The following is a 12,847-nucleotide window of genomic DNA, read 5'->3' as shown; positions in this document are numbered from 1 at the left end:
GCCTTGCGCTGGCGGCTTTGCAGCCGGGAACGGTCGATTTGGGGTTGACCGAACGCACTGGGGTGGATGGATCCTTTTTTGTGATCCGAAAAGTTGTGGGGACAACATGGTAATTGGGGACGTACTTCTGTACGCGCGGGCAACCGCGGATCTGGGATGACCGCCGTCGATGACGCTCGGGTTCGTGCGTCGGCGAAAACGCCACTCTCGGCGTACGCGCCAATCGCCGCAGTTCGACCGCGAGAGGTGCTACGGAGCGCGCCGGGGGAGGCACGCGAACGCACGTCGGCATACTCATCACACGATGCTGCACCTCAAACGGTCGTCGCACCACGAGTGCAGCCGAGTCTCGAAAACCGGCAACTCTGGGAACGCCGGTATGCCAGGCGAATTCGCTGGACCGACAGCGCGATCGTCATTGCCGCTGTAACGCTCACCGCTGTGGGACAGCTCACGGTGCTGCATCCGGGGCTGCTGGGCGAGGATCCGTGGATCCTGACCAGAGTCCCCGTCGTGGCAGGACTCCTTTGGCTGGTGATGCTCGCCGGCTTCCTCACGCGGTCTCCGCAGATCATCGGCGCAGGGACGACGGAGTATAAGCGGGTCGCACATGCCTCGGGGCTGGCATTCGGGATGCTGGCCATTGCTTTCATCATCTTCCAGTGGGATGGTCTGCGCTGGCAACTCATCGTCGCTTTGCCGACGGGACTTTTCGCACTTCTCGTCGGCCGGTGGAGTTGGCGCAAGTGGCTGCTCCGTCAGCGCGCTTTCGGTCACTTCGCCTCGCGCACGCTCGTCGTCGGGAGCGCAGCGGATGTTGAGTACGTGGTGTCACGACTGCAACGTCATGGCAGCCGGGGCTACATCATCGTGGGGACGACTCTCGTGGAGAGCGATCATGAGGACACCATTGTCGTGGATGGGCTGACCTATCGCGTAAGCGGCACCGTGAATACCGTTGCTCAGGTCGCTCGCGAGCTCAGCGCCGACTCGATCATCATCGCGAGTACACCGACTGATGACCCGGACTTCGTCCGGCGCCTCAGCTGGCAGCTCGAAGGTGCTGCATCCGAGCTGATTCTCTCCAGCCGTCTCGTCGATGTTGCGGGTCCCCGCATCTCATTGCGGCCGATAGACGGCCTCCCTCTGATCTCAGTGCGCATCCCCACTTTCAGCGGCGGGCAGCACCTGATCAAGCGCGCATTCGACATTGTGCTGTCCAGCATGGCGATGGTGACGATCAGCGTGATTGCGCCGCTCATCGCGATTGCGATCAAGCTGGACTCACGTGGCCCAGTGTTCTTCCGTCAGTCTCGTGTAGGACGAGACGGACGCGAGTTCCACATGGTCAAGTTTCGGTCAATGTGCACGGATGCCGAGCGGCAGCGGGAGTCTCTGGTCGCCTCGAACGAGGGCGCCGGTCCTCTGTTCAAGATGAAGAGCGATCCGCGCGCGACCCGTATCGGACGCGTTCTGCGAAAGTTCTCACTGGATGAACTCCCGCAATTCTGGAACGTCTTCGTGGGTGACATGAGCATCGTCGGGCCTCGACCGCCCTTGCCGAGCGAGGTGACCGCATACGACGGAACTGTCTACCGTCGCTTGTACATCAACCCGGGCATCACCGGACTCTGGCAGATCAGCGGGCGCAGTGACCTCTCGTGGGAGGAGAGCGTGCAACTTGACCTGCGATACGTCGAGAACTGGTCATTGACCGATGATCTGCGCATCATGTGGCGAACTGCGAAGGTCATGATCAGTCCGAGCGGCGCCTACTGATTCTCTCGCCCCACCATCTACGGGACTCAGTCGAGGGCGGGCGTCAGGCGTGAGACTCAGGGGGCCCGTCTCGACACAGATAATCGGGGATCATCAAGGTCCACCACCATGGGAAGCTACTGGGAGACCGCGGAGATGGGTAGGACGCATGGGTACGTTGAATACCGTCCAGGCGGTGGTCCCGACGAAGGGGAATCCCTGGCTGTGAACGCCGAGTCCGCCCGAGACGACGCCGCGGGCACGCGTCGCGTTGCACGGGGCGGCCTCGCAAACCTCGTCGGCGCGGGCTATGCGGGCCTCGCTTCCTTCGCCATCACGGTGCTCGTTACCCGCATCTCCTCCATCGCAGACGCCGGTGTCTACTTTTCCGCGGTGTCCGTTCTGCTCATAGCTGTCGCCCTCTGCCAACTGGGCACCCCTGTCGGCTACGTCTACTTCCTGGCCCGCTACCGCGCTTTGGGTGAAGTCGGCGGTCTTCGAAAGATTCTGATCGCGGGTGCCATACCTGTCGCCGCCCTCGGAATCGTGCTCAGCGTGGTCGCTCTCGTCTTCCATGCGCCGTTCGGAACGCTATTGTTCGGATCCAACATCGTTGGTCGCGGCACAATCGTCGCAGTTCTGGCCTCCTGCCTTCTCATCGCCATCGCCGCGGATAGTGTTCTCGGTGCAACGCGGGGCATGGGGGTCATGCGACCGACTGTCGTCGCCGACAAGTTCGTGAGTCCCACTATCCAATTGCTGGCGCTCGTGCTGCTCGCGCTGGCCGGATGGACCGGCGGAGACGAACTGATCTGGACGAGAATTGTCGGATTTGTGGCCGTCGTCGTCATTGGCGTGCCCTGGCTCGCGAAACTCCTCCGCAAATACCCCCGGGAGACGCGCTCGAAGCGCAAGGCTTGGATCCCGAATCGGGCGATCATGGCTGAGTTCTGGCGGTTCACCGCGCCGCGCGCCGTCGGCCAGATCGCGCAGACCGGGATTCAGCGGGTCGACATCATCTTGGTCGCGTTGTGGGCGGGCCCGGCAGAGGCCGCCGTTTATGCGGCAGCGACTCGTTTTCTTGTCTTCGGACAACTGGCGGGCCACGCCATCGGCATGGCGGTGCAACCCCGTTTCAGCACTCTTGCGGCGCGCAACGACTTCAGCGCACTTCAGCGCCTCTACCGAACGTCCACCGCGTGGATAATCCTCGCCACCTGGCCGTTCTACCTCACCTTTTTCATCCACGCCGATCTCCTGATGCTCGTTTTCGGCGACCAGTACGAGGGGGGAGCGGTAGTGCTGCAGATCCTGGCCGCAGCCATGCTCGTAGCCACCGGGTGCGGCGTCGTAGACGCAGTGCTGCTCATGGCAGGTCGCTCCGTCCTGACGATGATCAATTCTTGGGTAGCGCTGTCACTCAACATCGGGCTTAACATCTGGCTCATCCCCCAGATCGGAATCGTCGGCGCAGCGGTGGCATGGGTTGCCGCCATCCTCGCCACCAACGTCGTCCCGCTCGTCCAGGTTCGCGTGACTCTGGGCGTGCATCCGTTCGGACGCGTCACCCTCCTCGCGGCCGCCGTAGCCGCCTTCCTTTTCGGCGTTATTCCCGGTGTAGCTAAGCTCATCGACGGCAGCATCATCACTGGAGCCGTGTGCTTCGCGGCGGCTGCGCTGGTGTACGCGGCGTTGCTGTGGCGCTGGCGTCGCCGACTTGGCGTGACTGACCTGCTCGGCCGGGGAGCGCGCAAGAGCCTCCGCGACACGTCACGTTCCTCCCTCTAGTTTTCAGCACGCAAGGAGTGCCATGCGTCTCTCAGTAATCGGTTGTGGATACCTCGGGGCCGTCCATGCAGCAGCGATGGCGTCGACCGGCCACGATGTCATCGGGATTGATGTCGACACAGACAAGATCGCCGCACTCTCGAGGGGCGACGCGCCCTTCTTCGAACCCGGCCTCCAGCAGATCCTGGCCGAAGGGCTCGCGACGGGTCGCCTGCGATTCACAACGGACATCGCAAAGGTTCGCGGCGCCAAGGTCCACTTCATCGCGGTGGGCACACCACAACAGCGAGACAGCTACGCCGCAGACCTGACCTACGTGCACGCCGCTTTCGACGCACTTATCCCCAATCTCACCACTGGCGACATCGTCGCGGGCAAGTCGACCGTGCCGGTCGGCACCGCCGCTGACATGGGTAAGAAGGTCAAGGCCGCAGGCGCAACCCTCGTGTGGAACCCGGAGTTCCTTCGCGAAGGGTTCGCCGTTCGCGACACGGTGGACCCCGACCGCATCGTCGTCGGTGTTCCCCCGGAAGCCGAGGGAGAGTCCGCTGCCAACGTCCTGCGCGAGGTTTATCACCCGGCAGTCGAGAAGGGGACGCCGTTCCTCGTAACCGACCTGGCGACCGCCGAACTTGTCAAAGTCGCGGCGAACGCGTTCCTCGCGACAAAGATCAGCTTCATCAACGCGATGGCCGAGATAGCGGAAGTGGTCGGCGCTGACGTCACGCAACTGGCGGATGCGATCGGCCACGACGCGCGCATCGGCCGGCGATTCCTCGGAGCTGGAATCGGCTTCGGCGGCGGCTGCCTCCCTAAAGACATCCGTGCTTTCGCTGCACGCGCCGAGGAACTCGGACGCGGCGAGTCGGTGACATTCTTGCGGGCGGTCGACGAGATCAATCTGAGGCGTCGAGAACGGGCCGTGCAACTTGTGATCGAGTCGGTCGGTGGCTCCGTATTCAGAAAGAACGTGACAGTCCTCGGAGCCGCGTTTAAGCCCCATAGCGACGACATTCGCGACTCTCCCGCGCTGGATGTCGCGATTCGGTTGCACGGCCTTGGTGCGCACGTCACCGTCACCGATCCGGAGGCACTGGCCAACGCCCGAATCAAGCATCCGCAGCTCAACTACGTTGACGACCGCGACGACGCTCTGCGGGACGCGGACGTCGTCGTCGTCGTCACGGAATGGGATGAATATCGTCGCGAGCTGACGCCGGAACACGCGGCTTCTCTGACTGCCGGGACAATCATCGTCGATGGGCGCAATTGCCTCAACCCAGGCGAATGGCGCGCGGCGGGATGGACCTACTACGGTCTCGGACGTCCATAGCGCCCGACACCCAAAACCGACTCCAACGAAGGACAAGAATTGAGCAAGACGAGCAAACGGGTCGTTCTCTGGCTCTTCTACGGGGGACTCGCGCTATTGCTGCTGCTGGTTGTATCGGGCGCGCTCGACTTGCTAGCCCCATCGATCGCCCGTCGCGTGGCGTACAACAGCGAGGCCTACTTGTTCGCACTCATTCTCGGAGCGTGGATACAGTTTGGCCTTCCCCGCTTGCGACCGCAGCGTCTTCTTCGCTGGGCTCTGGCATTGGCTTCCGTGTGGGCATTGATCGGCGTGACTTTAGCTATCACCGACCTGCCCTCGCGCATCAAGACGCTCAACGAGCCGGCACTCGCCCTCGCCCTGTTGATCCCCTACGTCGCCCTCCACCGGTCGACACGTCGGTGGATGCTCGCAGCTGCGCCCGCACTGATCGCGCTGACGATCTGGGCGGTGATCTGGTCTCCGGATTCGTGGATCATCGATCAGGCAGAAACGATCGGCTTCGTGGTACTCGCCATGCTCACGTTCGATGTCTTTGACCGGCGTCTCTTGGACCCGGGAGCCCCGTCCCCTCGGGCCATCCGATGGGCATGGTACGTCTTCATGATTCTGGAACCCATCGTCGTCTCAGCCCTCGGCACAGACATCCGCTCCGAAGACGGCCCCTTTGGCCTGACGCTCACCTACCTCGGACGCATTCATGAGTCGTTCGTCGGTGTGCTCCTGGTCGCCTTGATACTGCACCTCGTCAACGACTACCGGCGTCGCCTGGCTCAGCCTTCGTAATTTGTCTCGCAGCGGCACGCCGCACACAGTCGAGAAGGTCATCCTCAGGGCGCGCGACAACCACCAGATCGCGGGACTCCAACACGGTTGCGAGTTCCATTTGGTGATTGTCGATGTGCTCGCCCAGCTCCTGCAGACGGGGGATCACCACCGGACATGATCCGGTGCGCAGCACCATAAGAATCGAACCGACGCCTGCATGAGTGATCACGATATCCGCGTCCCTCGCGCGCGACGCCAGCTCGTCGCCCGGCCACCATGCACGCGAATGCCCTGAGAGGTCCAGGGACTCAGCCGGTGTCGTCCCCGTTTGCCAGCTGACGGTAAGGCCCGCAGTGGCATCACGGGCCGACTCAAGCGCCCGGGAAAATGGGAACTGTTCGCTTCCGATGGTAACCAAAGCACTCTTCACGGGTGCCGGAGTCGACGGAAGCGCGCTGTAGCCGTCGAAGATGCTCCCGAAGTACGCCCAGCGCGGCCGTTCCCAGCGTCCCTGACAGAAGAGCTCGATGCCGGGCACTCTTTCGACGATTCGCCCGGTTACCGATGGCCCCAGCAAACGTGTGGCGCTCTCCACGTAGGTGACGGCGACCCCCGATGATCGTGCCGCGAGCATGTACGGGACGGCGAGAGCGCTTCCGGTCGAGACGACACGATCGGGACGATTCTCTCGCATGATCCGACGCGCCAGCCCAAACGTGCGGGCCGCTCGTAGACCCTGGCGGGAGCGCACCTGCGGAACCCACTCGACCCGCTCCCCCGCAAGAAGTGCCTCGGTCTGTGGGGTGCGCGCCGTAATCCAGAAGCGGTTGTCCCGCGAGGCAAACCGGTCTGCGATCTCGAAGGCCTGGTCGATGTGCCCGCCCGGCGAAGCGACCATCGCGACGAGCGCGCTCATACGCCCCGCCCCCACCTGTGCAGAGTTCCGAGTACAAGTTCGCTGGAGCGCGGCACCACCGCGACGCCGAGAGACACCCACGCTCGCCACTGCATTGGGTTGCCCCGGATAGATCGTCGCGCCCAACGCCATGCCTCGGGCCGATTGCCGGAACTGGCATAGGCGAAAGCTACTTGACCCCTGAGCCGTGAAGCTCCCGATCGGTGCCGTGCCATGTCGGGGTAGTTCTCAAACATCCAGATCGAACTGTCGATTTTGGTATCCCAACGCCGCGAAAAATACGATGCCTGTCCCCACTGAACTCTCACCAGAGGTTCGTCCAGGTGAACGACCGGATGAATAGCTGCACTTCTGAGCAGAATGTCCCAGTCCTCTTTCTGGCTTCCCGGTATCTCTTCGTTGATCAGCCCGAGGGATCCCTCCAGTGCCTCACGGCGGAAGAGGAAAGTGGATGAGTGGAGCATGGACATACGAGACCCCAGCAACATGTCACGGGTCACCTCGGTGGTGCCAGCCAATCGCACGGTCGAGCGATCCCCGTAGTCGACAACGATGGAAGTGGTGACAAGAGGCGTGGCGCCGTTCTGGTTCATCAGCTCGACCTGCCGGGAGAGCTTGTCGGGCAGCCACACGTCGTCGTCGTCACAGAATGCCACCAGCGCTCCGGAGCTCGCCATGATGCCCGTGTTTCGAGCACCCGAGAGCCCGGGCGTTCGTTCATTGCGCATCACCCGAACGGGGCGTTTGTCGTCGATGGCCAGAGATTCGTCCGGCTCTGCTCGGTCGTATACGACGACGATGTCGACAGGACCGGGGTAATCCTGGTCCCTGATCGCCGCGATAGCCCGCCGCAACTCGACCGGACGCTTGTGGGCTGGAATGACGACGCTGACTGTTGACATCATTTTCACTTTCCCTTTTTCAGATAGCCGTAGGCCAACAGCCCTGGGGCGGTGAGACCTGAGACCACTCGTCGGCTCGAGGCAGGCAACGCGCTACGCCACTTCTCGTCCGGGCGGATATCAACCCGGCCCTGCGTGAACCGCATCGGATTGCCGCTGCACGTGTGCGTCACAGGCAGATCCACCCACCGATCATCGAGGTGTCGGTTTTCTTCTCGTTCGAGTCCTGCGAACGCCAATGCAGACTGCACGGTTTCGACCGGCGCTGCCGCCCAATCTTCATAGCGCACCCGCTGGATGGGCACGTTTTTCATCCGCAGCATCTCGATGACCGCGTTGTGCTGCATCCACTTCAGAGCAAGCACCGGAGGACGATACTGGGTCATGAGACGGCCCTCGCTGTTCTGCGATTCGGGTCGCGCCACCTTCCGCGTCCACGAGTAGGCGACAGCACGGCTGTCCCGCACACAGTGCAACACGCGAAGGTCCAGCCCCTCAGCATGTGCCAGCACATACGGAAGCGATGCCTGCTTGCTCGAATCCACGATCACGCGACGGCCAGAGATCTGCGCCGCCGCCTTGTACAGCCGTGCGTAGTAGTCCGCATATTCCCGCACGTCGGCGTCCCAGGCCGCGCCACCCCAACCCAACGCCAGCTGGGGCGTACGCACCGTCCGATCGATCCGCCGCTTCAACCCGATGACCCGATCGGGATCGATCTGACTCCAGCCGCCGAACGCAAGCTCACCCACCGGACCCCAAAACGGACACTCGGTCAAGGGCACCCCACACCCGCAGGATTCGCGGTCCACGAGGCTCCGCTGCCAGAGATGAATCACCTCGCCGAGGGCGACCACGCGCGGGTCGGTTCCCAGGCTCAACTCGAACACCGTGGTTCCACTGCGTCCGATCCCGCCGAGGAACAGAACAGGAAGGTCTCCCCTTTGGCTCATCGCGCCCTCTCCTTGGAACTCTCCAGCCACCACGGCAGGGCGAGCGGCGGATTCCCGCACAGAACGAGACCAACAGGGTTCAGCCCCGCACTCTCGATCTCGTGAATCAGTCTCCGTAGGTCATCAGCACGCGAACGAGAGTCGACGACGACAATGGTTCGCGCCCCGGCATGGTCATCGAGCTCTAGCGAACGTTCCAGCCGTGCTGCAAGATCGCGTGCACGCGCACTTGCAGCGTCGGCGATCACGCCTGCGATCGGCGCATAAGCTTCGATGGTCTGGATCGTGGCCGTGCCATCGCCTGAGTATCCGGCGATGACGGGAACCCCGATCTCAGCGCGGCGGGAGGGGCGATCGCCGATCCTGAGAAATTTGCGGTCGTAGATCCAGATGAGTGCCAGTCCGACGAGTAAACCGAGGGCCATTCCGCTCGCCACTCGGACCGTCGTCGTGCTTTCCGCCTGAACAATGACGGCACCGGAGATCGCTCGCGCCTCCTCCGCTTCGTTCAGCTGCGCGAGGACGTCTGCGATTTCGTTCCGCTGCCTGGTGATCTCGCCGAGGGTGTCCCAGAGGTGACCGCGCTGGGCCTCTAGTGCAATGGGACGAGTCTCGCCATAGATGACGTCGAGTTGCTCCTGAAGGGATCTATAGCGCTCAGCGACATCCGCCGCCGCGTCCTCGAGAAGCGCCGCTCGCTCATCGAGAAACACACCCACTGCCGTCTCGGCGCCGAGCTGCGCTTGCGCCTGGGTGGTTGCCTCGTACGTTATGAGCAGAACGCGGGTGTTGGGTTCCGCGCTGATGCGTAGCCCGCGTTGCGCTTCATCGAACGGCACCCCGAGGGTGTCCGCGACCGCACCGACGACCCGAGATGACCCTGCCAGCACTGCTTCCGAATCGAGCGTAGATGTGCGTACGCCTGGCACCGGAACGAGCTCACTCGCGGGAACGAGCACCCGTTGCGTCGCGACGACCGGAACGCCCGCGACAAGGTTGTAGCCCATACCCGCCAAGCCGCCCAAGAGGACGCAGAGCAGCAGTACCGGACTCCGACGAATGAATGGCCGAATGCTCTCTTGCAGCGACGGCAACGGTCTGGGCGATTCCCTCGCCAGGATGCCGATCCCGATGAGCCCGATGTACAGAGGTATGCCGACGGCGTTGTAAAGCGGGAGCGTCACGAGCAGCAAAAGAAGCCCCGTGGCAGCTGCCATGGAGTAAGCCGACGTCGCTCGGACATGCCGCAGGAACTGGCTCGCAATGAAGCCCACGTAGAGTGCGGCTCCAATGAACCCGGCGCCGAATATGACGAGCCACAACTGGCCGTGGGTACCGAGTGGAGGCGGTTCGCAGGAGGGACAAGCGTCCGTGGCACCCCCCGCGATGGAGCTGAAGGTTCCCAAGACGTAGCGGGTGGTCCCGAACCCCAAGAGCGGTGACCCCTGGGCCGTAGTCTCGACCGCCGTACCCGCCAAATCGCCTCGAACATCGTCACTGCGGGGATTGGCGAGGCGTCCCAGCACCATATCTCCCAACGGAGAGAAGAGTATGAGGGCTGAAGCACCGACGGCAATGACACCCGCGACAGCAATAGCTTTCAGTCGGCCCTGGAGCGCGGCTTGCACGATTGCGAGCGCGACGCCCGCGAGGATGGCGATCCACACCCCGCGATTGAGGGACGCGATGATCGTGAAGGCCGCAACGGCGAGCACGAAAGACATCGCGATGCGCCACGCTCGTCCCCGCACCCACCATGCAGCGACGAAAAAGGGCATGCTGATTGCTGTGGCGAAACCCCATTCATTGGTGTAGATGAACGGGGCGCTCGGCCGGGCGGATGGCTCGCCGAGGAGATCCTGGATCTGCGCCGTCTGGACCCGCGTGAGTTCGTTGACGAATGGATTGCTGGCGATGCTGTCCGGAAGGACAGCCTGCAAAGCGGACGGAAAGTCGATGCCGGGGGCGACCAGCCCCAGCACCCCGCCGCCGACGAGCGCAACGAAAAACCAGGCCAGAGCCTGCATGATCTTGTCCGAGCTCAGGACACGACGCGTGTTCACCACATAGAGCACGGCGATCGTTGCCACAAGGTACCAACCGAACCGAAACCCGAAGCTGAGGTATCGGTTCGTATTCACTCCGGATACCGTTCCCGGCGCATCGACCTGCATAACGAGAAGACCAGTGAGAAGCCACAGAATCCATAGGAGCCAGATACCGAATCCGCGCGGCATCAGAATTCTGCGCTGCTTCAGGAGATACACGGCCATCGGAACGGCCATGGCGAAGAACATGAGCTGCCAGATACCGAGAAGCCACCAGATGGGCAAGCCAACGAGCGGCACCGTGAACGGCCACGCCGGGTTGAAAGCGGCACCGGTCCGCGGTGCCTTGAGCTGCGCGCGCATCCTGGCGCGCTAGCTCTCAGACTCGGAGGAAAGTGATCCCCAGGGAGGCCGGCGTCCAGTGAGCGATGTGAGCTGTTCGGCCTGCCCACGGTAAACCTCGGACAGCACCTCGCGAGTGGTTCCGGGCATGGGGCCGCTTGGCCGCGCATTGTGTTGATCGAACTGGATGTCCTTCGCGCGCGCAACCCCGAGGAAGTCCGTCAAACGCGCGAACTCCGCCTCGGGATCGCTGAAGAAGGTCTCGCTGTAGACAACATGGATGTTCTTCGCGGGGAAGAGTCGGTAGTACTCCTCGAGTTGGGAGGAGTAGTCCCCGCGGGCAGTGTAGGAGTGGTGCCGATAGTTGAAGCTCTGGTAGCGCGGGTCCGCGATCATGCGCTCCCGTTCACCCCGGGTGCGTTCCGCTTCTTCTGCGATCGCCCGCTCGAACGACCAGTCATCGAATCCCCGAGCCGACTCATGCTTCCAGGCCGAATATGCGCGTTCCACCGGGTCGCGCAGCATCGCGACGATCTTGATGCCGGGAAAGTCACGCGCGATCCTCTCCGGGGCGAGAGGATGGAACATGTAATAGCCGCTTGCTTCAAACGTTGCGACAGTGGTTCCTTCGGGGCGAGTCCGCCGAATTCCTCGCGCGAGGGGAAAGTGCCCCCGGTACCAACGGGTGCCCCGGTGATAGTTCATGTCGAAGTAGTTGACCCCTTTGTTCAGGGTCGGCCGCACGATATCCGGGTGCTGCTCAAACGCCCGGAAGATCGACGTCGTGCCGCATCGTTGACCTCCGATGACGAGGAAGTCCGGCGCCAGGCGCGAGTCTGCCGAGAGTGCCCCCCATCCGACGTAGGCGCTGCGCACAACGCTCCGGACAGGCGCCGGCAATGACGATTTCAGACCCAAGATCCACTCCCCCCGCGCACGATCGATCGTTCTGCGCTCATTGTTTCGTGTCCCTATCAACGACTTGCTCGAGCGCCGGTAGCAACCAGGCGCCGAGCGCGCCGGTGCGAGCACCTGCCTCGAACTGGCGATCCGATAGGTAGGCGGCACCGCGCTGCACTAGGTACGTCCCTAGCAGCACCCACGCGTAATCTCGCGGGACCTCGGGGAGGGCCTCGCGCAGCAGCAGATCCGGATCCGCGAGCGCCGCGGCCACGCCTTGAGGATGAGACCCGATCACGAAGTGCAACTCATCCCATCCTGCAGGCACGTCGGTCGCGAAGCGCTCCCAATCCCACACAACAAGCGCGGCATCATCGGCGCTCATGTTCCACCGCGACCAATCGCCGTGACCCGCGCCCAGTTCCATCTCGAGCGCGCCATAGCGGTCACGCAATCGATGTGCAGCGTGACTCAATCGCCGCGCCTCCGCCGAATCATCACTTTCCTCTAGTGCCGCATGGACACGCGTCCACCACGACGCATGTCCAAGCACGGTCGTGGTGGTCGGGAACGCGGACCGCAGTTCCCGGGTTCCCTGCAGGCGTTGGGTTCTCGCCGGCGTCCGCGTGGAGTCGTTCCCCACCGGCCTCATGATGAGATAGTCCAGCCCGTTCCACACCCCGACGTCGATGAGGGACGGGGTTACGAGCGGCGAAGGCTGGATCGACTCGAGCGCGCTCAGAGCAGCGGACTCATGGCGGATACGGGCGCAGGTGAGGTCGTTGATGCCCAGCTTGGCGAAAGCAATCGGCTGCCCGCGAACGTCCATCATCCGGAGCACGGGCTTACGGTTGGCGCGCGGCGGTCCCAGATGCACCGCTGCAACGATGTCGTCACGGTCAAGCACGCTGTGGAGGTGAGCGATAAACGTGCCCTCGCCTCCGAGCGTCACACCTCCGGGCGCAAACCGAACTACCCCCGCGCGCGCGAACGCGCCGACGACGGCAAGCGCCCACCTAGTGCGAGCCGAGTCGGGCACCGTGTACTCCCGCAGGCTCGCTGCCGCCGCTTTCCTTGATCTCCGAGGAACCAGCAGGCGCGGCTTCGACCGTGACGGAAATGACACGTGAGTGTGCTTC

Annotated in this window: 10 protein-coding genes; 4 read left to right on the top strand and 6 right to left on the bottom strand. The window is 63.2% G+C overall.

The genetic code is table 11. From position 1 onward, the window contains the following. Positions 1–156 precede the first annotated feature (156 nt). The 4 genes from ACXZ1E_RS09715 (at position 157) to ACXZ1E_RS09700 (ending at position 5,665) form a co-directional block, all read left to right on the top strand. The gene (locus ACXZ1E_RS09715; protein WP_458040321.1) at positions 157–1,779 is read left to right on the top strand and encodes a sugar transferase; all 1,623 of its coding nucleotides are present in this window, start codon (positions 157–159) and stop codon (positions 1,777–1,779) included. A gap of 204 nt (positions 1,780–1,983) precedes the next feature. Beyond that, positions 1,984–3,546, top strand: coding sequence for a lipopolysaccharide biosynthesis protein (locus ACXZ1E_RS09710; RefSeq protein ID WP_458040320.1), 1,563 nt, complete (start codon positions 1,984–1,986; stop codon positions 3,544–3,546). A 22-nt stretch (positions 3,547–3,568) separates the two neighbouring features. After that, complete coding sequence (locus ACXZ1E_RS09705; RefSeq protein WP_458040319.1) at positions 3,569–4,879, top strand: UDP-glucose dehydrogenase family protein; 1,311 nt, start codon at positions 3,569–3,571, stop codon at positions 4,877–4,879. A 39-nt stretch (positions 4,880–4,918) separates the two neighbouring features. Beyond that, complete coding sequence (locus ACXZ1E_RS09700) at positions 4,919–5,665, top strand: hypothetical protein (protein WP_458040318.1); 747 nt, start codon at positions 4,919–4,921, stop codon at positions 5,663–5,665. Here the strand turns inward: ACXZ1E_RS09700 and ACXZ1E_RS09695 are convergent. The 6 genes from ACXZ1E_RS09695 to ACXZ1E_RS09670 all read right to left on the bottom strand — a co-directional run bounded on the left by ACXZ1E_RS09695 (position 5,628) and on the right by ACXZ1E_RS09670 (position 12,615). After that, positions 5,628–6,563: a glycosyltransferase gene (locus tag ACXZ1E_RS09695; RefSeq protein ID WP_458040317.1), complete on the bottom strand. Its 936-nt coding sequence runs from the start codon at positions 6,561–6,563 to the stop codon at positions 5,628–5,630. The genes ACXZ1E_RS09700 and ACXZ1E_RS09695 overlap by 38 nt on opposite strands. After that, complete coding sequence (locus ACXZ1E_RS09690) at positions 6,560–7,465, bottom strand: glycosyltransferase family 2 protein (RefSeq protein ID WP_458040316.1); 906 nt, start codon at positions 7,463–7,465, stop codon at positions 6,560–6,562. Before ACXZ1E_RS09690 ends, ACXZ1E_RS09695 begins: the two co-directional genes overlap by 4 nt. Before the next feature lie 5 nt (positions 7,466–7,470). After that, positions 7,471–8,322 carry a hypothetical protein gene (locus ACXZ1E_RS09685; protein WP_458040315.1) on the bottom strand — a complete coding sequence of 284 codons (852 nt, stop codon included), beginning with the start codon at positions 8,320–8,322 and terminating at the stop codon, positions 7,471–7,473. 92 nt (positions 8,323–8,414) lie between these two features. Next, positions 8,415–10,829 (bottom strand): hypothetical protein, encoded by a 2,415-nt coding sequence (locus tag ACXZ1E_RS09680; RefSeq protein ID WP_458040314.1) that lies wholly within the window; start codon positions 10,827–10,829, stop codon positions 8,415–8,417. Between the two features lie 9 nt (positions 10,830–10,838). Further along, complete coding sequence (locus ACXZ1E_RS09675; protein ID WP_458040313.1) at positions 10,839–11,684, bottom strand: sulfotransferase domain-containing protein; 846 nt, start codon at positions 11,682–11,684, stop codon at positions 10,839–10,841. Positions 11,685–11,763: 79 nt separating this feature from the next. Next, entirely contained in the window at positions 11,764–12,615 is an 852-nt protein-coding gene (locus ACXZ1E_RS09670) for a hypothetical protein (RefSeq protein ID WP_458040312.1), read from the bottom strand. Between the last annotated feature and the right edge of the window lie 232 nt (positions 12,616–12,847).

The sequence above is a fragment of the Pacificispira sp. HM-600 genome (assembly GCF_977993705.1).
The sequence above is the reverse complement of the archived record's forward strand: the minus strand, read 5'-3'. Positions and strand labels throughout refer to the sequence as shown.